General features: G+C 60.2%; 21 protein-coding genes and 2 tRNA genes. 20 read left to right on the forward strand and 3 right to left on the reverse strand.

Annotated elements, in window-relative coordinates; all coding sequences use genetic code 11:
* Positions 1 to 10 precede the first annotated feature (10 nt).
* Both R3355_RS18870 and R3355_RS18875 read left to right on the forward strand, forming a co-directional pair.
* A complete protein-coding gene (locus tag R3355_RS18870) occupies positions 11 to 445 on the forward strand; it encodes a type II toxin-antitoxin system RatA family toxin (RefSeq protein WP_318948508.1) in 435 nt (144 codons plus the stop codon).
* The gene (locus tag R3355_RS18875; protein WP_318962605.1) at positions 438 to 758 is read left to right on the forward strand and encodes an RnfH family protein; all 321 of its coding nucleotides are present in this window, start codon (positions 438 to 440) and stop codon (positions 756 to 758) included. Before R3355_RS18870 ends, R3355_RS18875 begins: the two co-directional genes overlap by 8 nt.
* A 62-nt stretch (positions 759 to 820) precedes the next feature.
* On the opposite strand, the gene R3355_RS18880 is transcribed toward R3355_RS18875, so the two are convergent.
* Complete coding sequence (locus R3355_RS18880) at positions 821 to 1,339, reverse strand: outer membrane protein assembly factor BamE (RefSeq protein WP_318948510.1); 519 nt, start codon at positions 1,337 to 1,339, stop codon at positions 821 to 823.
* A gap of 97 nt (positions 1,340 to 1,436) precedes the next feature.
* On the opposite strand from R3355_RS18880, the gene fur reads away from it, so the two are divergent.
* Positions 1,437 to 1,841 (forward strand): ferric iron uptake transcriptional regulator, encoded by a 405-nt coding sequence (fur, locus tag R3355_RS18885; protein WP_318962606.1) that lies wholly within the window; start codon positions 1,437 to 1,439, stop codon positions 1,839 to 1,841.
* 164 nt (positions 1,842 to 2,005) lie between these two features.
* Here fur and recN read toward each other — a convergent pair whose 3' ends face one another.
* A complete protein-coding gene (recN, locus tag R3355_RS18890; protein ID WP_318962607.1) occupies positions 2,006 to 3,679 on the reverse strand; it encodes a DNA repair protein RecN in 1,674 nt (557 codons plus the stop codon).
* Positions 3,680 to 3,833: 154 nt separating this feature from the next.
* On the opposite strand from recN, the gene grpE reads away from it, so the two are divergent.
* The 8 genes from grpE to R3355_RS18930 all read left to right on the forward strand — a co-directional run bounded on the left by grpE (position 3,834) and on the right by R3355_RS18930 (position 14,131).
* Positions 3,834 to 4,403, forward strand: coding sequence for a nucleotide exchange factor GrpE (gene grpE, locus R3355_RS18895; protein ID WP_318962608.1), 570 nt, complete (start codon positions 3,834 to 3,836; stop codon positions 4,401 to 4,403).
* A gap of 99 nt (positions 4,404 to 4,502) precedes the next feature.
* Positions 4,503 to 6,419, forward strand: a complete 1,917-nt coding sequence (gene dnaK / locus R3355_RS18900) for a molecular chaperone DnaK (RefSeq protein ID WP_318962609.1) — start codon at positions 4,503 to 4,505, stop codon at positions 6,417 to 6,419.
* Positions 6,420 to 6,603: 184 nt separating this feature from the next.
* The gene (dnaJ, locus tag R3355_RS18905) at positions 6,604 to 7,737 is read left to right on the forward strand and encodes a molecular chaperone DnaJ (protein ID WP_318951366.1); all 1,134 of its coding nucleotides are present in this window, start codon (positions 6,604 to 6,606) and stop codon (positions 7,735 to 7,737) included.
* Between the two features lie 89 nt (positions 7,738 to 7,826).
* On the forward strand, positions 7,827 to 8,630 hold the full coding sequence (dapB, locus tag R3355_RS18910; RefSeq protein WP_318962610.1) for a 4-hydroxy-tetrahydrodipicolinate reductase: 804 nt from the start codon (positions 7,827 to 7,829) through the stop codon (positions 8,628 to 8,630).
* Between the two features lie 210 nt (positions 8,631 to 8,840).
* On the forward strand, positions 8,841 to 9,989 hold the full coding sequence (gene carA / locus R3355_RS18915; RefSeq protein WP_318951368.1) for a glutamine-hydrolyzing carbamoyl-phosphate synthase small subunit: 1,149 nt from the start codon (positions 8,841 to 8,843) through the stop codon (positions 9,987 to 9,989).
* A gap of 35 nt (positions 9,990 to 10,024) precedes the next feature.
* Positions 10,025 to 13,246, forward strand: coding sequence for a carbamoyl-phosphate synthase large subunit (gene carB / locus R3355_RS18920; RefSeq protein WP_318962611.1), 3,222 nt, complete (start codon positions 10,025 to 10,027; stop codon positions 13,244 to 13,246).
* Positions 13,243 to 13,719 (forward strand): transcription elongation factor GreA, encoded by a 477-nt coding sequence (gene greA / locus R3355_RS18925; protein ID WP_318962612.1) that lies wholly within the window; start codon positions 13,243 to 13,245, stop codon positions 13,717 to 13,719. The genes carB and greA overlap by 4 nt, the downstream gene beginning before the upstream one ends.
* Positions 13,697 to 14,131 carry a DUF4149 domain-containing protein gene (locus R3355_RS18930; RefSeq protein ID WP_413243538.1) on the forward strand — a complete coding sequence of 145 codons (435 nt, stop codon included), beginning with the start codon at positions 13,697 to 13,699 and terminating at the stop codon, positions 14,129 to 14,131. Before greA ends, R3355_RS18930 begins: the two co-directional genes overlap by 23 nt.
* Before the next feature lie 44 nt (positions 14,132 to 14,175).
* Here the strand turns inward: R3355_RS18930 and R3355_RS18935 are convergent, their stop codons facing one another.
* Positions 14,176 to 14,487 (reverse strand): YhbY family RNA-binding protein, encoded by a 312-nt coding sequence (locus tag R3355_RS18935; protein ID WP_318962614.1) that lies wholly within the window; start codon positions 14,485 to 14,487, stop codon positions 14,176 to 14,178.
* Between the two features lie 103 nt (positions 14,488 to 14,590).
* Between R3355_RS18935 and rlmE the strand changes: the two genes are divergently transcribed.
* The 9 genes from rlmE to rimP all read left to right on the forward strand — a co-directional run bounded on the left by rlmE (position 14,591) and on the right by rimP (position 21,619).
* Positions 14,591 to 15,214 carry a 23S rRNA (uridine(2552)-2'-O)-methyltransferase RlmE gene (gene rlmE, locus R3355_RS18940; protein ID WP_318947908.1) on the forward strand — a complete coding sequence of 208 codons (624 nt, stop codon included), beginning with the start codon at positions 14,591 to 14,593 and terminating at the stop codon, positions 15,212 to 15,214.
* Between the two features lie 196 nt (positions 15,215 to 15,410).
* Entirely contained in the window at positions 15,411 to 17,324 is a 1,914-nt protein-coding gene (ftsH, locus tag R3355_RS18945; protein ID WP_318962615.1) for an ATP-dependent zinc metalloprotease FtsH, read from the forward strand.
* An 8-nt stretch (positions 17,325 to 17,332) separates the two neighbouring features.
* Positions 17,333 to 18,184 carry a dihydropteroate synthase gene (gene folP / locus R3355_RS18950; RefSeq protein WP_318962616.1) on the forward strand — a complete coding sequence of 284 codons (852 nt, stop codon included), beginning with the start codon at positions 17,333 to 17,335 and terminating at the stop codon, positions 18,182 to 18,184.
* 20 nt (positions 18,185 to 18,204) lie between these two features.
* On the forward strand, positions 18,205 to 19,542 hold the full coding sequence (glmM, locus tag R3355_RS18955; protein ID WP_318962617.1) for a phosphoglucosamine mutase: 1,338 nt from the start codon (positions 18,205 to 18,207) through the stop codon (positions 19,540 to 19,542).
* A gap of 63 nt (positions 19,543 to 19,605) precedes the next feature.
* The gene (gene tpiA / locus R3355_RS18960) at positions 19,606 to 20,361 is read left to right on the forward strand and encodes a triose-phosphate isomerase (RefSeq protein WP_318962618.1); all 756 of its coding nucleotides are present in this window, start codon (positions 19,606 to 19,608) and stop codon (positions 20,359 to 20,361) included.
* Between the two features lie 4 nt (positions 20,362 to 20,365).
* Positions 20,366 to 20,746 carry a preprotein translocase subunit SecG gene (gene secG, locus R3355_RS18965; protein ID WP_318947901.1) on the forward strand — a complete coding sequence of 127 codons (381 nt, stop codon included), beginning with the start codon at positions 20,366 to 20,368 and terminating at the stop codon, positions 20,744 to 20,746.
* Between the two features lie 25 nt (positions 20,747 to 20,771).
* Positions 20,772 to 20,857 (forward strand) — tRNA-Leu (locus tag R3355_RS18970).
* A 97-nt stretch (positions 20,858 to 20,954) separates the two neighbouring features.
* A tRNA-Met gene (locus tag R3355_RS18975) sits at positions 20,955 to 21,031 on the forward strand.
* A gap of 129 nt (positions 21,032 to 21,160) precedes the next feature.
* The gene (gene rimP, locus R3355_RS18980) at positions 21,161 to 21,619 is read left to right on the forward strand and encodes a ribosome maturation factor RimP (protein ID WP_238042397.1); all 459 of its coding nucleotides are present in this window, start codon (positions 21,161 to 21,163) and stop codon (positions 21,617 to 21,619) included.
* The last annotated feature ends 6 nt before the right edge of the window (positions 21,620 to 21,625 follow it).

A 21,625-nucleotide genomic window follows, 5' to 3' on the forward strand; every position in this document is an offset into this window, starting at 1 on the left:
TTACCTGCCTATGAGTACCCATATTCAGCGCTCGGCATTGTTGCCGTACCCGGCGTCAGCCCTGTTCGATCTGGTCAATGACGTGGCGCGCTATCCGGAATTCCTGCCCTGGTGTGCGGCCAGCGAGGTCCTTGATGTCAGTCAAACCCACATGCGCGCCAGTCTGGCAGTGGCCAAGGGTGGGGTTAGTCAGCGCTTCATTACCCGCAATGCGCTGGTCTGGGGGCAGTCGATCGAGTTGCACCTGGAGGAGGGGCCGTTTAACAAGTTGCATGGTCAGTGGGTGTTCAAAGCGCTGGGTGACCAGGCCTGCAAGATCAGTCTGGATCTGACCATCGATTATGCCGGCCCCCTGGTGCGGGCGACCCTGGGGCCGCTGTTCAATCAGGCGGCGAACACGCTGGTGGACGCTTTCTGTCAAAGAGCGAAGCAGCTATATGGATAACAAGATGATCGTGGTCGAGGTGGTCTATGCCTTGGCGGACAAGCAGAAATTACTGCGTCTGAGCGTGCCTTGCGGTACTACGATGCGCCAGGCTGCCGAGCAGTCGGGCATGCAGGCGCATTTTCCCGGCCTGGATCTGGCGAATAGCCCGCTGGGGATCTTCGGCAAGGCGGTTGCCAAGCCGCAAGAACGGGTGCTGGAGGATGGCGAGCGGGTGGAGATTTATCGGCCGCTGATTGCTGACCCGAAAGAGGTGCGCAAGCAGCGTGCGGCCAAGGCGGCGAAAGCCAAGGTCGGCAAAGAGGGCGACTGACGTTAAATCGGCACGCGCATAAAAAAGCCCGGTAATCTCCGGGCTTTTTTGCGCTTGTCTGGTTACTGCGGCGAACTGTCCAGCGGTTCCGGGGTCGGTACCGGCACGCTCTGTACTTCGTCGACTTCGCGTTGGATCTGCTCGAGCAGGGAGCCTGGCGCCGGTGGCTCTTCAGCTTGCGGTTGCGCTGTGGTTTGCGGCGCCACGCTGGAGTCGTCCTGGCCAAGAATGGCCTCGTCGCGACTGACGCCGGGCATGAAGTCGCCTGACAGTCCGGCCAATTGTTCATTGCCGTCGAAGATCACGCTGACGCGCTCTTGCAGGCGTTTACCGCCACCTGGCTGAATGCTGTACAGGTAATCCCAGCGATTGGCGTGGAAGGTGTCGGTCAACAGCGGGTTGCCCATGATAAACCGCACTTGGCTGCGGGTCATTCCGGGGCGCAATTGATCTATCATGTCTTGAGTAACGACATTGCCCTGTTGGACGTCGATTTTATAAACCCCGGGGAAAGAACAGCCGGCGAGTGCGAGGAGTCCCATGAAGGTGAGACTGGTCAGCAGGAGCTTGGTTTTTTGCATCGGAGGGTGACTTCCACTATCTTGGCTGGGCAACGTAAACCCCGATCATACCCGCAATAAAGGAAGCTGCGAAGCCGCTTCCGCGAGAAAGCAGACCATGGTTGAAAATAGCGAACTACGCAAAGCTGGCCTGAAAGTGACCCTGCCGCGGGTCAAGATTCTGCAGATGCTCGATTCCGCCGAGCAACGCCACATGAGTGCAGAGGATGTTTACAAGGCCCTGATGGAAGCGGGCGAAGATGTCGGCCTGGCCACCGTGTACCGCGTACTGACTCAGTTCGAGGCAGCAGGGCTGGTGGTGCGGCATAACTTCGATGGTGGTCATGCCGTGTTCGAGTTGGCCGATGGCGGTCATCACGACCACATGGTCTGTGTCGATTCGGGTGAGGTGATCGAGTTCTTCGATGCTGAAATCGAGAAGCGGCAGAGGGAGATCGTGCTCGAGCACGGCTTCGAGATGGTCGACCACAACCTGGTGCTCTACGTGCGTAAAAAGAAGTAAGCGCACGCGCGTCATGCACAAAGGCGACCCTCGGGTCGCCTTTGTTGTATGAGTAATTCGTCAGGGGTTGTGAAAATATCGAGCGCCGTCGCGAGAGCGTCTTCAGGCGTTCGCGACAAGACGCCTGGCGACGGTCGCGGCAGGCGGGAGTTTTTACCGTCTCCTCAGGCCTGGGCGCTGCCGACCATTTGCCGGGCATGAGCCAGGGATTCTTCGGTCAGGTCGACGCCGCCGAGCATGCGGGCGATTTCCTCGACCCGCTGGTTGCTGTCCAGTTTGCTCACGGCCGTGCGGGTGGCATCGTTGCCGCGCACCTTGTGCACGAACAGGTGCTGATGGCCCTGGGCGGCCACTTGCGGCAGGTGAGTGACGGTTAGCACCTGGCCGCGCTCACCGAGACGGCGCAGCAGTTGCCCGACCACTTCGGCGGTAGGGCCGCCAATGCCGACGTCGACTTCGTCGAACACCAGGGTTGGCACGCGAGAGGTTTGCGCGGTGATTACCTGAATCGCCAGGCTGATGCGTGACAGCTCGCCGCCGGAGGCGACTTTGGCCAGGGTCTTGAGCGGTTGGCCGGGGTTGGCGCTGACCAGGAATTCCAGCTGCTCGAGACCGTTGGGCTGTGGTTCGCTGTTGTTGTTCGCGTTCAGTCTGATGCTGAAGCGCCCTCCCGGCATGCCCAGGTTCTGCATTTCCAGTTCTACCGCTGTACCCAGTTCGCTGGCCGCGCGGTGGCGCAGGGCGCTGAGTTCGCCGGCTTTGTCCTGGTAGTGGCGTTCGAAGGCGGCCAGTTCATCGTTCAGGCGTTCGGCGGCCTGGTCGTCGGCGTTGAGGCTTTCCAGTTCTTCGAACAGCTGCTGTTGCATGGCAATCAGTTCGCCCGGCTGAATCCGGTGCTTGCGTGCCAGGGTATAGATCGCGTCCAGGCGCTCTTCCATCTGCTGCAGGCGCTCGGGGTCGGCGTCGAAATGGTCGAGAAAGCGATTGAGTTCGCCGACGGCTTCTTCTACCTGGATCTGGGCGCTGGCCAGCAGGTTGGTCGCCTCGCTCAAGGCACTTGGCTGACCCTGGAAGGCGCCCAGGCGGTTGAGGCTTCCGGTCAGGGTCGAAAGCACATTGCCGGCGTCATTCTCGCTGCATTGCTCGATCACCAGGCGGCAGGCGCTGAGCAGGCTTTCGGCATTGGTCAGGTTCTTGTGTTCCTGCTCCAGCTGTTCCAGTTCGTTTTCGCCCAGGGCCAGGCTGTCCAGCTCTTCAAGCTGATAGCTGAGTAGCTGATGGCGTGAGCGTTGTTCGTCGCCGAGGCTGGACAGGCGCTGCAGCTCACTGCGGGTCTGTTTCCAGCGCTGTGCCGCGAGTTGCACCTGGCGTGCCAGTTCCTGGCTGCCGGCGTATTCGTCGAGCAGGCGGCGATGGGTGTCGGGCTTGAGCAGGGACTGGTGTTCGTGCTGGCTGTGGATGTCGATCAGCAGCTCGCCGAGGGCCTTGAGGTCGCCCTGGGGGCAGGGTGAGCCATTGATGTAGCCGCGCGAGCGGCCTTCGGCGGTGATCACCCGGCGGAGGATGCACGGGCCGTCGTGGTCCAGATCGCGTTCGGCCAGCCAGGTACGGGCTTCGGGGATGTCACCAAGGTCGAAGCTGGCCAGGATGTCCGCCTTGTCGGCGCCGGGGCGGACCACGCCGCTGTCGGCACGATCGCCAAGGCACAGGCCGAGGGCATCGAGCATGATCGATTTGCCAGCGCCGGTTTCGCCGCTGATAACGCTCATGCCGCTGTCCAGCTCCAGGTCGAGGTGTTCAACGATGGCGTAGTTGTGTACGGACAGGTGCACCAGCATGGCGAGGCCTCTCAGGTCTTTGGTGTGTATATTTATACAGTGTTTGTTTCTCGGCTGACAATCCTTGCGCAGCACTTGAACCTGCAGAATTTGTCCCCATATAGGCGGCAGAGCGCGAGTTTAGGCTTGCGTCGAATTTTTAGAGGAGAAACGCATGGCTGACGAACAGACCCGCGACAACCAGCTGCCAGAGGTTGCCCCTGGTGCCGAAGTGGAGGCGAGCGATCAGTTGGACGCGCGCATTCAGGTGCTGGAGGAAGAGCTGGCTGCCGCTCAGGATCAGGCTCTGCGCATGGCGGCGGACCTGCAGAACGTGCGTCGTCGCGCCGAGCAGGATGTAGAAAAAGCGCACAAATTCGCTCTGGAGAAGTTCGCCAATGACCTGTTGCCGGTTGTCGACAGCCTGGAGCGCGGTCTCGAGCTGTCGAATCCGGATGACGAGGCAATCAAGGCCGTGCGCGAGGGGCTGGAACTGACCCTCAAGCTGTTCCAGGACACCCTCAAGCGCTATCAGCTGGAGGAGATCGACCCGCACGGTGCGCCCTTCAATCCGGAGCACCATCAGGCCATGGCCATGCAGGACAGCACCCATGTAGAGCCGAACAGCGTGCTCAAGGTGTTTCAGAAGGGCTATCTGCTCAACGGTCGCCTGTTGCGTCCGGCGATGGTGGTGGTCAGCAAGGCGCCGGCCGAAGTTCCGCCTTCTATTGATGAGCAGGCTTGAAATTCGGCGATCGGCCCCCATTTATGAGTCAAGCGTTTTAGTGCTACCGCGGCTGTCAGAGCGTAGCGGCGGAAATATCAAAGTTTCGGGAGAATGATGATGGGCAGAATTATCGGTATCGACCTGGGGACCACCAACTCGTGCGTCTCCATTCTGGAAAACGGCAGCGTCAAGGTCATCGAGAACGCTGAGGGTACTCGTACCACGCCGTCGATCGTTGCGTATGCCAACGACGGTGAAATCCTCGTCGGTCAGTCGGCCAAGCGCCAGGCTGTGACCAATCCGCACAACACCCTGTATGCGGTGAAGCGCCTGATCGGTCGTCGTTTCGAAGAAGACGTCGTGCAGAAAGACATTCAGATGGTCCCTTACAAGATCGTCAAGGCTGACAACGGTGACGCCTGGGTCGAAGTGAACGGCCAGAAGATGGCGCCGCCGCAGATCTCGGCTGAAATCCTCAAGAAGATGAAGAAGACCGCCGAAGACTATCTCGGCGAGCCAGTCACCGAAGCGGTGATCACGGTTCCTGCGTACTTCAACGACAGCCAGCGTCAGGCCACCAAGGACGCCGGGCGCATCGCCGGTCTGGACGTCAAGCGCATCATCAACGAGCCGACTGCAGCCGCTCTGGCTTACGGTATGGACAAGGCCAAGGGCGACCACACCGTGATCGTCTATGACCTGGGTGGCGGTACTTTCGACGTCTCGGTGATCGAAATCGCCGAAGTTGATGGTGAGCACCAGTTCGAAGTGTTGGCCACCAACGGCGACACCTTCCTCGGTGGTGAAGACTTCGATATCCGTCTGATCGATTATCTGGTCGACGAATTCAAGAAAGAAAGCGGGATGAACCTCAAGGGTGACCCGCTGGCCATGCAGCGCCTGAAAGAAGCCGCCGAGAAGGCCAAGATCGAGCTGTCCTCGAGCCAGTCGACCGACGTCAACCTGCCGTATATCACTGCAGATGCCACTGGTCCCAAGCACCTCAACGTGAAGATTTCCCGCGCCAAGCTGGAATCGCTGGTTGAAGATCTGGTGCAGCGCACCATCGAGCCGTGCCGCATCGCCTTGAAAGACGCCGGTATCGACGTGGCCAAGATCAACGACGTGATTCTGGTCGGTGGTCAGACCCGCATGCCGCTGGTGCAGAAGCTGGTTACCGATTTCTTCGGCAAGGAAGCACGCAAGGACGTCAACCCGGATGAAGCCGTCGCCATGGGTGCTGCCATCCAGGGCGCGGTACTGGCCGGCGACGTCAAAGACGTGCTGCTGCTCGACGTATCGCCGCTGACCCTGGGTATCGAAACCATGGGTGGGGTGATGACTGCGCTGATCGAGAAGAACACCACGATTCCGACCAAGAAGTCCCAGGTGTTCTCCACTGCCGACGACAACCAGGGGGCGGTGACCATTCACGTGCTGCAGGGCGAGCGTAAGCAGGCCTCGCAGAACAAGTCCCTGGGCAAGTTCGATCTGGCCGAGATTCCGCCAGCACCACGTGGCGTGCCGCAGATCGAAGTGACCTTCGATATCGATGCCAACGGCATTCTGCATGTCGGCGCGAAGGACAAAGCGACGGGTAAGACTCAGTCCATTGTGATCAAGGCCAACTCCGGTCTGTCCGAGGAAGAAATCGAGCAGATGGTGCGTGACGCCGAGGCCAATGCCGAGGAAGACCGCAAGTTCGAAGAGCTGGCCACTGCCCGTAATCAGGGCGATCAGCTGGTGCACGCCTCACGCAAGATGCTCACCGAGGCAGGCGATAAAGCCACCGCGGACGAGAAAGCCGCCATCGAAAAAGCCTTGAGCGAGCTGGAAGTGGCGATCAAGGGTGACGACAAGGAGGCTATCGAAGCCAAGATCAATGCCTTGTCCGAGGCCACCACCCCGTTGGCGCAGAAGATGTATGCCGAGCAGCCGCAACCGGGTGCTGATGCCCAGGGTGCCGATGAGGCTCAAAGCGCTGGCGACGATGTGGTCGACGCGGAGTTTGAAGAGGTCAAGGAAAACAAATAGGCACAAACAGGCGCAAGCTTGTGGCCCGCAGGGATGCGGGAAATGTAGCGGTCTCCCATGGGGCACCGCTGCCTGCCACTCCAGGCGGTTGCAGCCCAGGCTGCGAGCGTCATGATCCGTCGCGCGGGAGCTTGCTCCCGCGTTGGCGCGTCTGGAGGATACGATTTAAGGGTGTTAAGGACTTATGGCTAAACGTGATTATTACGAGGTGCTGGGTGTCGAGCGCGGCGCCAGCGAAGCGGAGCTGAAAAAGGCCTACCGGCGCCTGGCGATGAAGCATCACCCGGACCGCAATCCCGACGACAAAGCGTCGGAAGATATGTTCAAGGATGCCAACGAGGCCTACGAAGTATTGTCCGATGCCGGCAAGCGCGCGGCCTATGACCAGTACGGGCATGCCGGTGTGGATCCGAGCATGGGCGGCGCGGGTGGCGCCGGCTTCGGCGGGGCGAATTTCTCCGATATTTTCGGCGATGTGTTCAGCGATTTCTTCGGTGGCGCGGGCGGTCGTGGCGGCCAGCGTGGCGGCGCCCAGCGTGGCAGCGATTTGCGCTACACCCTGGAGCTGGATCTGGAAGAGGCCGTGCGCGGTACTACGGTCAACATCCGGGTGCCGACCCTGGTCAATTGCAAGATCTGCGAAGGCTCCGGGGCGAAGAAGGGCACCTCTCCCGTAACCTGTACCACCTGCGGCGGTATTGGTCAGGTGCGCATGCAGCAGGGTTTCTTCTCGGTGCAGCAGACCTGTCCGCGTTGCCATGGCAGCGGCAAGATGATTACCGATCCGTGCGGTTCCTGCCATGGTCATGGTCGGGTGGAAGAGCATAAGACCCTCTCGGTGAAGGTTCCGCCTGGTGTCGATACCGGTGATCGCATTCGCCTGTCCGGCGAAGGCGAGGCGGGCGCGATGGGTGGTCCGGCGGGCGATCTCTATGTGGTGGTCAATGTGCGCGAGCACTCGATCTTCCAGCGTGATGGCAAGCATCTGTACTGCGAGGTGCCGATCAGCTTCGCCGATGCGGCGCTGGGCGGCGAGCTGGAAGTGCCGACCCTGGATGGCCGGGTCAAGCTGAAGATTCCAGAAGGCACTCAGACCGGCAAGCTGTTCCGTCTGCGCGGTAAAGGCGTGGCGCCGGTGCGTGGTGGCGGTGCCGGTGACCTGATGTGCCGGGTTGCGGTGGAAACCCCGGTCAGTCTGGATCGGCGTCAGCGCGAACTGCTCGACGAGTTCCGCAAGACGCTGCAGGGCGATACCCGTCATTCGCCGAAGGCCAGTGGCTGGTTCGAGGGTGTGAAGCGCTTCTTCGGCGATGTGTAGGTCAAATAGCTGCAAGCCATAAGCGCCAGGCTGCAAGTCGGTGGTGCTTGGCCTTGCGGCTTTAAGCTTGAGGCTTGGAGCTGATTTTTATGCAACGAATAGCAGTGATGGGCGCCGCTGGGCGCATGGGCAAGACCCTGATCGAGGCCGTGCAGCAGGCTGATGGCGTCAGCCTGACTGCGGCGATCGATCGTGCCGACAGCAGTCTGGTCGGCGCCGATGCCGGCGAACTGGCGGCGCTGGGCAAGATCGGTGTCAGGCTGTCGGGCGCTCTGAGCGAGGTGCTTGATCAGTTCGATGTGCTGATCGATTTCACTCACCCTTCGGTGACCCTGAAAAACCTGGAAATTTGTCGGCAGGCTGGCAAGGCCATGGTGATTGGCACTACCGGCTTCAGTGTCGAGGAAAAACAGCTGTTGGCCGATGCCGGCCGGCAGATCCCCATCGTGTTTGCCGCCAACTTCAGCGTGGGCGTCAACCTGTGCCTGAAATTGCTGGACACCGCGGCCCGGGTGCTGGGCGATGAGGTGGACATCGAGATCATCGAAGCCCACCACCGGCACAAGGTTGATGCGCCATCAGGCACTGCCTTGCGCATGGGGGAAGTGGTGGCCAATGCCCTGGGGCGTGACCTGCAAAAGGTCGCGGTCTACGGTCGTGAAGGCCAGACTGGCGCCCGCGCCCGCGAAACCATAGGGTTTGCCACGGTAAGGGCGGGCGATGTGGTCGGCGATCACACCGTGCTGTTCGCCGCCGATGGCGAGCGGGTGGAAATCACCCATAAAGCCTCAAGCCGTATGACCTTCGCCAAGGGGGCGGTGCGTTCGGCCTCATGGCTGAAAGGGCGCGAGCCTGCGCTGTACGACATGCAGGATGTGCTGGGCCTCAATTGATGCGCTTCGTCGGAAGCGGGTGTTCCGGCTCGGAGTTGGTCGCATCTGGCGGTGGACCAAAAAGGCACTTTCCTGTAGGCTTCCCGCTTTAGTGTGTCCACTAAAAGTTGCGCAGAATGAATCATATAAAAAAGCGGGATGACGGTCGGTACGTCATCCCGCTTTTTTACAATCTGCGTTTGCTTCAAGCTTTGATCTACGGAGGTTTTCTTGAGTAAGCCAGCCCTTAAACCTGCCATCCTGGCCCTTGCTGATGGCAGTATTTTTCGCGGCGAGGCCATCGGTGCCGATGGCCAAACTATTGGAGAGGTGGTTTTCAACACCGCCATGACCGGCTATCAGGAAATCCTTACCGATCCTTCCTATGCCCAGCAAATCGTCACCCTGACCTATCCGCACATCGGCAACACCGGCACCACGCCGCAAGACGCCGAGTCCAATCGGGTCTGGGCCGCCGGTTTGATTATTCGCGATCTGCCGCTGATCGCCAGCAACTGGCGCAGCAAGCAGCCGCTGGATGAGTACCTGAAGGAAAACGGCACGGTTGCCATCGCCGGCATCGATACCCGTCGCCTGACCCGCATCCTCCGTGAGAAGGGTTCGCAGAACGGCTGCATCCTGGTGGGCGACGACGCCACCGAAGAGCAAGCCCTGGAACTGGCGCGCAGCTTCCCCGGCCTCAAGGGCATGGACCTGGCCAAGGTGGTTAGCTGCAGCGAGTCCTACGAGTGGCGCTCCAGCGTGTGGAACCTGCAGGATGACAACCATCCAGAAATTCCAGCCAGCGAGCTGAAGTACCACGTGGTGGCGTATGACTACGGGGTCAAGTGGAACATCCTGCGCATGCTGGTCGAGCGCGGCTGCCGGCTGACCGTGGTGCCGGCGCAGACGCCCGCTGCCGAAGTGCTGGCGCTGAATCCCGATGGCGTATTCCTGTCCAACGGTCCGGGCGACCCCGAGCCTTGCGACTACGCGATCCAGGCGATCAAGGACGTGTTGGAAACCGATATTCCGGTGTTCGGCATCTGCCTTGGCCACCAGCTGCTGGCTCTGGCCTCCGGTGCCAAGACCCTGAAAATGGGCCACGGTCACCATGGTGCCAACCACCCGGTGCAGGATCTGGACAGCGGCGTGGTGATGATCACCAGCCAGAACCACGGTTTCGCCGTGGATGAAGCCAGCCTGCCGAGCAATGTGCGGGCGATTCACAAGTCGTTGTTCGACGGCTCCCTGCAGGGCATCGAGCGTACCGACAAGGACGCCTTCAGCTTCCAGGGTCACCCCGAAGCGAGCCCCGGCCCTGCCGATGTGGCGCCGCTGTTCGACCGTTTTATCGAAGCCATGGCCAAGCGCCGTTAAGCCAGCCGACTGACCCAGGATTCGAGAGAGAGAAAATGCCAAAGCGTACAGACATTAAAAGCATCCTGATTCTCGGTGCTGGCCCGATCGTCATCGGCCAGGCCTGCGAGTTCGACTATTCCGGTGCCCAGGCCTGCAAGGCCCTGAAAGAAGAGGGCTACCGCGTCATTCTGGTGAACTCCAACCCGGCCACCATCATGACCGATCCGGCCATGGCCGATGCCACCTACATCGAACCGATCAAGTGGTCGACCGTGGCCAAGATCATCGAGAAGGAGCGCCCGGACGCCCTGCTGCCGACAATGGGCGGCCAGACCGCGCTGAACTGCGCGCTGGATCTGGAAAAGCACGGCGTGCTGGAGAAGTTCGGTGTGGAAATGATCGGTGCCAATGCCGACACCATCGACAAGGCCGAAGACCGCTCGCGCTTCGACAAGGCGATGAAGGACATCGGTCTGGCCTGCCCGATTTCCGGCATCGCCCATAACATGGAAGAAGCCTACGTCGTCCTCGAGAAAGTCGGCTTCCCCTGCATCATTCGGCCGTCCTTCACCATGGGCGGCACCGGTGGCGGCATCGCCTACAACCGTGAAGAGTTCGAGGAGATCTGCGCCCGCGGTATCGACCTGTCGCCGACCAACGAGCTGCTGATCGACGAGTCCCTGATCGGCTGGAAGGAATACGAGATGGAGGTGGTCCGCGACAAGAAGGACAACTGCATCATCGTCTGCGCCATCGAGAACTTCGATCCGATGGGCGTGCACACCGGCGACTCGATCACCGTGGCCCCGGCGCAAACCCTGACCGACAAGGAATATCAGATCCTGCGTAACGCCTCGCTGGCGGTGCTGCGCGAGATCGGCGTGGAAACCGGCGGCTCCAACGTGCAGTTCGGCATCTGCCCGAACACTGGGCGCATGGTGGTGATCGAGATGAACCCGCGGGTGTCGCGTTCCTCGGCGCTGGCTTCCAAGGCCACCGGCTTCCCGATCGCCAAGATCGCCGCCAAGCTGGCGGTGGGTTACACCCTCGACGAGCTGTCCAACGACATCACCGGCGGTCGCACTCCGGCGTCCTTCGAGCCGGCCATCGACTACGTCGTCACCAAGATCCCGCGTTTCGCCTTCGAGAAATTCCCCAAGGCCGATGCCCGCCTGACCACCCAGATGAAGTCGGTCGGTGAGGTCATGGCCATCGGCCGTACCTTCCAGGAGTCCATGCAGAAAGCCCTGCGCGGCCTGGAAGTCGGGGTTTCCGGCTTCGATCCGATGCTCGATCCGAATGACCCGGATGCTGAAAGCACCCTCAAGCGCGAGCTGACCGTGCCGGGTGCCGACCGCATCTGGTACCTGGCCGACGCCTTCCGTGCCGGCAAGACCGTTGCCGAAGTGTTCGAGCTGACCCGCATCGACGAGTGGTTCCTGGTGCAGATCGAAGATCTGGTCAAGGACGAGGAAAAGATCAAGACCCTGGGTCTGGTCAGCATCGACCGCGACCTGATGTACAAGCTCAAGCGCAAGGGCTTCTCCGATATCCGCCTGGCCAAACTGCTCGGCGTTTCCGAGAAGAGCCTGCGCAGCCACCGTCACAAGCTGAAAGTGCTGCCGGTGTACAAGCGCGTCGACACCTGCGCCGCCGAGTTCGCCAGCGACACCGCCTACATGTATTCGACCTACGAGGAAGAGTGCGAGGCGGCGCCGTCGGGCCGCGACAAGATCATGATCCTCGGTGGCGGGCCGAACCGCATCGGTCAGGGCATCGAGTTCGACTACTGCTGCGTGCACGCTGCATTGGCGCTGCGCGAAGACGGTTACGAGACCATCATGGTCAACTGCAACCCGGAAACCGTCTCCACCGACTACGACACCTCGGACCGCCTGTATTTCGAGCCGGTAACCCTGGAGGACGTGCTGGAAATCGTCCGAGTCGAGCAGCCGAAAGGCGTGATCGTGCAGTACGGTGGGCAGACCCCGCTGAAAATCTGTCGCGCGCTGGAAGAGGCCGGTGTGCCGATCATCGGCACCAGCCCCGAGGCCATCGATCGCGCCGAAGACCGCGAGCGTTTCCAGCAGATGGTTCAGCGTCTGGGCCTGCGCCAGCCGGCCAATGCCACGGCGCGCAGTGAAGATGAGGCCCTGGCGGCGTCCAAGGTCATCGGTTATCCGCTGGTGGTGCGTCCGTCCTATGTGCTGGGCGGCCGGGCGATGGAAATCGTCTACCAGGAAGAAGAGCTCAAGCGCTACATGCGCGAAGCGGTGAAAGTGTCGAATGACAGCCCGGTGCTGCTCGATCACTTCCTCAACTGCGCCATCGAAGTCGATATCGATGCCATTAGCGACGGTGAAACCGTGGTGATCGGTGCGATCATGCAGCATATCGAGCAGGCAGGCGTGCACTCCGGTGACTCGGCCTGTTCGTTGCCGCCGTATTCGCTGCCGGCGCATATTCAGGACGAGATCCGCGACCAGGTCAAGAAAATGGCCCTGGAGCTCGGCGTGATCGGCCTGATGAACGTGCAGATGGCGGTGCAGGGCGAGGACATCTTCGTCATCGAAGTCAACCCGCGCGCCTCGCGCACCGTGCCGTTCGTCTCCAAGTGCATCGGCATCTCCCTGGCGATGCTCGGTGCCCGGGTGATGGCCGGCAAGACCCTGGCCGAAGTCGGTTTCACCGACGAAATCATTCCGAACTTCTACAGCGTCAAGGAAGCCGTATTCCCCTTCTCCAAGTTCCCGGGCGTGGACCCTATCCTCGGCCCGGAAATGAAGTCGACCGGTGAAGTGATGGGCGTCGGCGACACCTTCGGCGAAGCGTTTGCCAAGGCGCAGTTGGGCGCCAGTGAAATCCTGCCCAATAGCGGCTGCGCCTTTATCAGTGTGCGCGATGACGACAAGCCCCTGGTGGCCGAGTTGGCGCGTAATCTGATCGAGCTGGGGTTTGACGTGGTTGCCACCTCGGGTACCGCCAAGGTGGTCGAGGCGGCCGGCTTGCCGGTGCGTCGGGTCAACAAGGTGACCGAGGGGCGTCCTCACGTGGTCGACATGATCAAGAATGACGAAGTCACGCTGATCATCAATACCACCGAAGGTCGTCAGTCGATTGCTGACTCCTATTCCATTCGCCGCAATGCGCTGCAGCATCGAATCTGCTGCACCACCACGCTGGCCGCTGGTGAGGCGATTTGTGAGGCGCTCAAGTTCGGTCCAGAAAAAACGGTGCGCCGTTTGCAGGATCTCCATGCAGGAATCAAGGCATGACTAAATACCCAATGACCGTCCAGGGCGCGCGCGCCCTGGAAGAGGAGCTGGCTCACCTGACCAAGGTGATGCGGCCCAAACTCAGCCAGGACATCGGCACCGCGCGTGAGCTGGGTGACCTCAAGGAAAACGCCGAATACCATGCCGCCCGCGAGCAGCAGGGCATGGTCGAGGCGCGCATCCGTGATATCGAAGGTCGCCTGCAAAACGCAGTGGTCATTGATGTCACCAGCATTGCCCACACCGGCAAGGTGATTTTCGGCACCACCGTGGAGATCGCCAACGTCGAGACCGACGAAAGCGTGACCTATCAGATCGTTGGCGAAGACGAAGCCGATATCCGGCTCGGTAAGCTGTCGGTGGGCTCGCCCATCGCGCGCGCCCTGGTCGGCAAGGAAGAAGGCGATGTGGTGGTGGTCAAGACCCCCAGTGGCGTCGTCGAGTACGAGATTGTCGAGGTTCGCCATATCTAGGCCCGGCAGCCAAAATGCTGGGACAATAAGCTGGCTGCTGGCCCAGACCTTCTGGGTCGGCGGTCTGTGGTTGTTGCATTTTCTGCTGTTGCCGGCGATCGCCAAGCTGGGCTTGGCGCCGTTGCTGGTCGAGGAGATCGCCGGCAGCGTTCGCCCGCTATTGGTGGGTCTGGCAGGGGTTTGTGCGGGGTTGCAGGTTCTGGTGCTGATCCGTGCCGAGCGTTTAGTCAGCCTGTGGCGCGATATGCGCGGGCAACTGCTGTTGACGGTACTGATGATGGCAGCCAGTTACTTTGCCGTGCGCCATTTCTGGCCTGCTGGCGGGCTCTGGCTGATGTTCAGCTACCTGGTGATGGCATTTTGCGGTTTGTTGCTGGTATTGCAGCCGGTACCTGGCAGCGGTAAGCGATAAGCTGCAGGCTTCAAGTAAGGCAAGAAGCGTGCAGCTCGCAGCTATCAGCCGTGATGGCGGTGGACGTTGGACAGGTTTTTATTGGCCTTGGGGTTCTTGCGGTAGATCAGCGCCATTTTGCCGATGACCTGCACCAGGTCGGCATGGCCGGCTTTGCACAGCTCGTTAATGGCCGCAAGGCGACTGTCGCGCTCGACGATGCGCAGTTGCACTTTAATCAGCTCATGGTCGCTCAGGGCGCGCTCCAGTTCGGCCAGAACGCCTTCGGTCAAACCATTGTCAGCCACGATCAATACGGGTTTCAGGTGGTGGCCGATAGATTTGAATTGTTTCTTCTGCTCTTGAGTGAGCGGCATAATCTGATTCCTGCATTTAATCTGGTAAAAAACGGCGATCAGTTTACCCGAGCGCCTTGGTTGCCGCCCAGATATTCATGCTCTGCACAATTCGAGGTATTGCGTGGCCCGTTCCAAGACCAGTCAAGGTTGGCTGAAAGAGCATTTCAACGACCCTTACGTCAAAATGGCGCAAAAGGATGGCTATCGCTCGCGTGCGAGCTACAAGCTGCTGGAGATCCAGGAAAAGGATCGAATCCTGCGGCCGGGTATGACTGTGGTCGACCTGGGAGCTGCGCCAGGTGGCTGGTCGCAGGTGACCAGCCGCTTGATCGGCGACAAGGGCACCCTGATCGCCTCCGATATTCTGGAGATGGACAGCATTCCCGATGTCACCTTCATTCAGGGTGATTTCACCGACGATGCGGTGTTCGCGCAGATCCTCGAGGCGATTGGCGGTAATCCGGTAGACCTTGTGATTTCCGATATGGCCCCCAATATGAGTGGGGTAAGGACTGCCGATCAGGCGCGCACCATGTATCTGTGCGAATTGGCCCTGGATTTGGCCGGGCGCGTGCTGCGTCCGGGAGGCGACTTCCTGATCAAGATTTTCCAGGGCGAAGGTTTCGATCTTTACCACAAGCAGGTGCGCGAAATGTTCGACAAGGTGCAGATGCGCAAGCCTTTGTCCTCGCGTGATCGCTCGCGCGAGCAATACATGCTTGGGCGCAGCTTTCGTGGTGGCTAGATGAATGCAACCTAGGGCTGGCGTGCCAGTCTTATGCAATAGAGTGCTGCGGCTTATGAGCGCCTAAATAAAGGGTTACAGACGGCGTCTGCCAGGAGTGGGCGTTGTGTAGTAAGTTAGATCGGTACATAACTGGTCGTCATGCGAAGTGCGCTTCGGCACGGGGCCTGCTTCAGAGGGTAGCTAATTGAACGACATGGCAAAGAATCTGATCCTGTGGCTGATCATCGCGGCAGTCCTGGTGACGGTGATGAACAATTTCTCCAGTCCGAGCGAGTCCAACAAGCTCAGTTACTCGGAGTTTATCCAGCAGGTTCAAGATGGCGCGGTTCAGCGGGTCACTGTTGATGGTTTCATCATCAGCGGCATGCGTGGCGATGGTTCCTCCTTCGAGACCGTGCGCCCGGCAATCCAGGATAATGGCCTGATCAAGGACCTGATCGACAACAACGTGCAGATAGTCGGCAAGCAGCCGGAGCAGCAGAGCATCTGGACCCAGTTGCTGGTAGCCAGCTTCCCGATCCTGGTGATCATTGCGGTGTTCATGTTCTTCATGCGCCAGATGCAAGGTGGTGCCGGCGGCAAGGGCGGGCCCATGAGCTTTGGCAAGAGCAAGGCGCGCCTGCTCTCGGAGGATCAGGTCAAAACCACCTTTGCTGATGTTGCTGGTTGTGACGAGGCCAAGGAAGAAGTCAGTGAATTGGTCGAGTTCCTGCGTGACCCGGGCAAATTCCAGCGCCTCGGCGGGCGTATTCCGCGCGGCGTGCTGATGGTCGGTTCGCCGGGTACCGGCAAGACCTTGCTGGCCAAGGCGGTTGCCGGTGAAGCGAAAGTGCCGTTCTTCACCATTTCCGGCTCGGATTTCGTCGAGATGTTCGTCGGTGTCGGTGCGTCCCGCGTGCGCGATATGTTCGAGCAGGCGAAGAAGCATGCACCCTGCATCATCTTTATCGACGAAATCGACGCCGTCGGTCGCCATCGTGGCGCCGGCATGGGCGGCGGTCATGACGAACGTGAGCAGACCCTCAACCAGTTGCTGGTGGAGATGGACGGCTTCGAAATGAATGATGGTGTCATCGTCATCGCCGCCACCAACCGTCCAGATGTGCTCGATCCGGCGCTGTTGCGTCCCGGTCGATTCGATCGTCAGGTGGTGGTCAGCCTGCCGGACATTCGTGGCCGCGAGCAGATTCTCAAAGTGCATATGCGCAAGGTGCCGATGGGCGAAGATGTCCAGCCGGCGATGATTGCTCGCGGTACCCCGGGCTTCTCCGGTGCCGATCTGGCCAACCTGGTCAACGAGGCCTCGTTGTTTGCCGCGCGTGCCGGCAAGCGTCTGGTCGAGATGAAAGAGTTCGAGCTGGCCAAGGACAAGATCATGATGGGCGCCGAGCGCAAATCCATGGTCATGTCGGACAAGGAAAAGCTCAATACGGCGTTCCATGAAGCTGGTCATGCCATTGTCGGGCGCCTGGTGCCCGAGCATGATCCGGTCTACAAGGTGTCGATCATCCCCCGCGGTCGTGCCCTGGGTGTGACCATGTTCCTGCCGGAAGAGGATCGCTATAGCCTGAGCAAGCGCGCCCTGACCAGTCAGATCTGCTCGCTGTTCGGTGGCCGTATCGCCGAAGAAATGACCCTGGGCTTCGATGGCGTGACCACTGGTGCCTCGAATGACATCATGCGTGCCACTCAATTGGCGCGCAACATGGTGACCAAGTGGGGCTTGTCCGAGAAGCTTGGTCCGCTGATGTATGCCGAGGAGGAGGGCGAAGTCTTCCTGGGCCGCAGTATGGGCAGCCAGCACACCAATGTATCGGCTGACACGGCCAAGGTGATCGATCAGGAGGTGCGCAGCATCATCGATCAGTGCTATGGCACCGCCAGGCGACTGCTGGAAGAGAACCGCGCTAAACTCGATGCCATGGCTGAGGCCTTGATGAAGTACGAAACCATTGATGCCGAGCAGATCGAAGACATCATGAATGGTCGTGCTCCGCGCGAGCCGAGTGACTGGAACGGTGGCGGTGATGCCGGTATCCCGGTCGCTAGTCTCGATGAAAAGGATCGCCCAGAGAAACCTATCGGCGGTTCTGCTGCCGAGCATTAAGGACCGCGATGTCTGTAGTGCATCCTCCTGACCGGCTGCCTTGTGGCAGCCGGCTTCTTGATTTAACCCGTCCGCAGGTGATGGGTATCTTGAATGTCACCCCCGACTCCTTTTCCGATGGCGGCCGTTTCGGTCAGCGTGATGCAGCCCTGCGTCATGCCGAGGCGATGTGGCGGGCCGGTGCCAGCCTGATCGATGTTGGTGGTGAGTCCACGCGCCCCGGGGCACGTGCGGTGTCACCGGTTGAAGAGCTTGAGCGCGTTGCGCCGGTTGTCGAGGCTATAGCTGCCGAGCTGGATGTGATCATCTCGGTGGATACCTCGACGCCCGCCGTGATGCGTGAGGCTGCGCGCCTCGGGGCCGGCCTGATCAACGATGTGCGTTCGTTGCAGCGTGACGGTGCGCTGGATGCCGCGGCCGATAGCGGTCTGCCGGTATGCCTGATGCATATGCGCGGTGAGCCGACCACCATGCAACAAAGTCCTCAATACGCCGATGTGCTGGTCGAGGTGCGCGACTTTCTGGTCGAGCGCATGGCGGCCTGTACGGCCGCGGGGATTGCGCTCGAACGGCTGATCCTCGACCCTGGCTTTGGCTTCGCCAAGACCCAGGAGCACAATCTGAGGTTGTTCAAACATCTGCACTCGTTGCATGAGTTGGGCCGGCCACTGCTGGTCGGTGTCTCGCGCAAGAGCATGATCGGTAGGGCGCTGGGTCACGAGGTTGGTGGGCGTCTATATGGCAGTCTTGCCCTGGCGGCCTTGGCAATCACCAAGGGCGTACACATCCTGCGGGTGCATGACGTGCCTGAGACGGTTGATGTGGTGCGCATGCTGGCTGCAGTCGAAGCAGCTGAATAAGTAATCAAGGAATCCTGGTTATGGCTAGAAAATATTTTGGTACCGACGGTATTCGTGGGCGTGTTGGTGAGTTTCCCATTACTCCGGATTTCATGCTCAAGCTCGGCTGGGCAGCCGGCATGGCATTTCGCAAGCAGGGCAAGTGTCGAATTCTGATCGGCAAGGACACGCGGATTTCCGGCTACATGTTCGAGTCGGCGCTGGAGGCCGGCTTGTCTGCGGCAGGTGCCGACGTCCTGTTGCTGGGGCCGATGCCGACTCCGGCAATCGCCTATCTGACCCGGACCTTTCATGCCGAGGCCGGGATTGTCATCAGCGCCTCGCACAACCCGCACCACGACAACGGCATCAAGTTTTTCTCGGGGCAGGGCACCAAGCTGCCTGACGAGATCGAGCTGATGATCGAGGAGCTGCTCGATGCGCCGATGACTGTGGTCGAGTCGGGGCAGTTGGGTAAGGTGTCGCGGATCAACGATGCGGCGGGGCGCTATATCGAGTTCTGCAAGAGCAGTGTGCCGAGCAGTACCGATTTCGCCGGGCTGAAGATCGTGGTCGATTGCGCCAACGGAGCGGCCTATAAAGTCGCGCCGAGCGTGTTTCGCGAGCTCGGTGCCGAGATTTCGGTACTCTCGGCTCAGCCTGACGGCCTGAATATCAATGATGACTGTGGCTCGACTCATGTCGAGGCCCTGCAGGCTGCGGTGGTGGCTCAGCAGGCCGATCTGGGTATCGCCTTCGATGGTGATGCGGACCGCGTGCTGATGGTCGATCATACGGGCGCCTTGGTCGATGGCGATGAGCTGCTGTTCATCATTGCGCGTGATTTGCAGGAGCGCGGCAAGCTGCAAGGCGGTGTGGTCGGCACCCTGATGAGCAATCTCGGCCTCGAGCTGGCGCTGGCCGATCTGGGGATTCCCTTTGTTCGCGCCAAGGTTGGTGATCGCTACGTGGTGGCCGAGTTGTTGGCGCGCCACTGGCAGATCGGGGGCGAGAATTCGGGGCATTTGGTGTGCTTTCAGCACACCACGACGGGCGATGCGATCATCGCCGCGCTCCAGGTGTTGCTGGCGCTCAGGCGTCGAGGGCATAGCCTGGCCGAGGCGCGCCAGGGGTTGCGCAAGTGTCCGCAAGTGCTGGTCAACGTGCGTTTTGCCGGCGGTGTCGACCCGCTCGAGCACCCTGCGGTGCAGGATGCCAGCGCGCGGGTGACCGAGAAAATGGCGGGGCGTGGCCGCGTTTTGCTGCGCAAGTCCGGTACCGAACCCTTGGTGCGAGTGATGGTCGAGGGCGACGATGAGGCCCTGGTGCGCGGCTATGCCGATGAATTGGCTAAGGTTGTTGCTGAAGTCTGTGTTTGATCGCTTGCCAGTCCCGGTGCCGTTGGGTAACATCTGCGCCCTCTTTGACCGATGAGGTAAAGCATGCGTCGCCCCTTGGTAGCTGGTAACTGGAAAATGCACGGTACCCGCGCCAGCGTCGCAGAGCTGATCAACGGTTTGCGTCAGCAGGCGCTGCCTGCTGATGTCGAGGTTGCGGTCTTTCCATCCTGTCTACACATCGCTCAGGTTCTGCTGGGTGTGGCAGATGGGACTGTGACGGTCGGCGCGCAGAATTGTGCAGTCGATCCCGGGCAAGGCGCTTTGACCGGTGAGGTCGCAGCTAGCCAGTTGCAGGATGCAGGTTGTACCCAGGTGTTGGTCGGTCATTCAGAGCGGCGTCTGCTGCTTGGTGAGGTCGATGCCGAGGTGGTGCGCAAGTTCGCCGCTGCGCAGTCTTGTGGTTTGACTCCGTTGCTGTGTGTGGGTGAAACCCTCGAGCAGCGTGAGGCGGGCAAGACTCTGGAAGTGGTTGGGGCACAGTTGGCCAGTGTGGTCGACGCGCTGGGTATCGAGGTCTTTGCTCGGGCAGTGGTTGCCTATGAGCCGGTCTGGGCCATTGGTTCGGGTTTGACGGCGTCACCCGAGCAGGCGCAGCAGGTGCATGCCGCTATTCGTGCGCAGTTGGCCGCGCACAGTGCCGAAGTGGCCTGTGCGGTAAGAATTCTATATGGCGGCAGCGTGAAGGCCGCCAATGCAGCCGAGTTGTTCGGTATGCCGGATATCGATGGGGGGCTCGTTGGTGGGGCTTCTCTGAATGCGGATGAGTTCGGTGCGATTTGTCGCGCCGCAGGAAGCTGACAAAATGCTTGAAACAGGCGTAGTGGTTTTTCATCTGCTGGGTGCGATCGGTGTAGTTGCGCTGGTTTTGTTGCAGCAGGGCAAGGGTGCGGATGCAGGTGCGTCTTTTGGTTCCGGTGCTTCAGCTACCGTATTCGGTAGTCAAGGTTCCTCTACCTTTTTGAGTCGTGTTACTGCTATACTCGCCACCGCTTTTTTCTTAACTAGCTTGGGCTTAGCGTTCTTTGCTAAAGAAAAGGCTGATGCGCTGACTCAGGTTGGTTTGCCTGATCCGGCGGTGTTGGAAGTACAGCAGGCCAAGCCCGCTGTTGAAGATGTGCCCGTGCTCGAAGAACAAAAGCCGGCTGGTGAAGCGGTTGATGTGCCTCAGGTTCCAGAGCAGTAACAAGCAGTACGCAATACGTGATTTTGCCGAGGTGGTGGAATTGGTAGACACGCTACCTTGAGGTGGTAGTGGCCATAGGCTGTAGGGGTTCGAGTCCCCTCCTCGGTACCAATTTACAAGCAGGCCCGCAGTATGCGGGCTTTCTTGTTGCTGAAGCGTTGGTTGACCCTTGTGTGGGTTCGGTCGTATACTTCGGCCCCAGCTTTGACGCGGGGTGGAGCAGTCTGGTAGCTCGTCGGGCTCATAACCCGAAGGTCGTTGGTTCAAATCCAGCCCCCGCAACCAGCAGCAGCGGAGCCCCTTTTCAGGGGCTTTTTGCTAGCTGGGAGACAGGTTTGCCGGTCTTTAGAGGCCGGTTGAAGGGATGGGCGTTTCGCCCATTTTTCATTTGCACAGCATGCGCGAGGGGCTCAGGTGTCGAGCAAGCTAGAACAGTTGCAGGCCTTGGTGGCCCCGGTAGTCGAAGCACTCGGCTATGAATGCTGGGGTATCGAGTTCCTGTCGCAAGGGCGGCATTCTTTGCTGCGAATTTATATCGATCATGCCGATGGCGTTCTCATCGAAGATTGCGAGAAGGTCAGTCGGCAGATCAGTGGTGTCCTCGATGTCGAGGATCCGATCAGCGCGGAGTACACCCTGGAGGTGTCTTCGCCCGGTATGGATCGGCCGCTGTTCACGTTGCAGCAGTTCGCCAGTCATGCCGGCGAGCAGGTAAAAATCAAGCTGCGTTCGCCTTTCGAGGGGCGCCGCAACTTTCAAGGTCTCCTCCGCGGCGTGGAGGAGCAGGACGTGGTGGTGCAGGTGGATGACCATGAGTTCCTGTTGCCGATCGACATGATCGACAAGGCCAATATTATCCCCAGGTTTGATTGAGACGCG

The sequence above is a fragment of the Pseudomonas sp. genome (assembly GCF_033723075.1).
In the GTDB taxonomy this organism is placed as follows: domain Bacteria; phylum Pseudomonadota; class Gammaproteobacteria; order Pseudomonadales; family Pseudomonadaceae; genus Aquipseudomonas.

Coding starts and splice junctions, on each gene's coding strand:
- R3355_RS18870 (WP_318948508.1), top strand. CDS start 11: ATGAGTACCCATATTCAGCGCTCGGCATTGTTGCCGTACCCGGCGTCA.
- R3355_RS18875 (WP_318962605.1), top strand. CDS start 438: ATGGATAACAAGATGATCGTGGTCGAGGTGGTCTATGCCTTGGCGGAC.
- R3355_RS18880 (WP_318948510.1), bottom strand. CDS start 1,339: ATGCAAAAAACCAAGCTCCTGCTGACCAGTCTCACCTTCATGGGACTC.
- fur (WP_318962606.1), top strand. CDS start 1,437: ATGGTTGAAAATAGCGAACTACGCAAAGCTGGCCTGAAAGTGACCCTG.
- recN (WP_318962607.1), bottom strand. CDS start 3,679: ATGCTGGTGCACCTGTCCGTACACAACTACGCCATCGTTGAACACCTC.
- grpE (WP_318962608.1), top strand. CDS start 3,834: ATGGCTGACGAACAGACCCGCGACAACCAGCTGCCAGAGGTTGCCCCT.
- dnaK (WP_318962609.1), top strand. CDS start 4,503: ATGGGCAGAATTATCGGTATCGACCTGGGGACCACCAACTCGTGCGTC.
- dnaJ (WP_318951366.1), top strand. CDS start 6,604: ATGGCTAAACGTGATTATTACGAGGTGCTGGGTGTCGAGCGCGGCGCC.
- dapB (WP_318962610.1), top strand. CDS start 7,827: ATGCAACGAATAGCAGTGATGGGCGCCGCTGGGCGCATGGGCAAGACC.
- carB (WP_318962611.1), top strand. CDS start 10,025: ATGCCAAAGCGTACAGACATTAAAAGCATCCTGATTCTCGGTGCTGGC.
- greA (WP_318962612.1), top strand. CDS start 13,243: ATGACTAAATACCCAATGACCGTCCAGGGCGCGCGCGCCCTGGAAGAG.
- R3355_RS18935 (WP_318962614.1), bottom strand. CDS start 14,487: ATGCCGCTCACTCAAGAGCAGAAGAAACAATTCAAATCTATCGGCCAC.
- ftsH (WP_318962615.1), top strand. CDS start 15,411: ATGGCAAAGAATCTGATCCTGTGGCTGATCATCGCGGCAGTCCTGGTG.
- folP (WP_318962616.1), top strand. CDS start 17,333: ATGTCTGTAGTGCATCCTCCTGACCGGCTGCCTTGTGGCAGCCGGCTT.
- glmM (WP_318962617.1), top strand. CDS start 18,205: ATGGCTAGAAAATATTTTGGTACCGACGGTATTCGTGGGCGTGTTGGT.
- tpiA (WP_318962618.1), top strand. CDS start 19,606: ATGCGTCGCCCCTTGGTAGCTGGTAACTGGAAAATGCACGGTACCCGC.
- secG (WP_318947901.1), top strand. CDS start 20,366: ATGCTTGAAACAGGCGTAGTGGTTTTTCATCTGCTGGGTGCGATCGGT.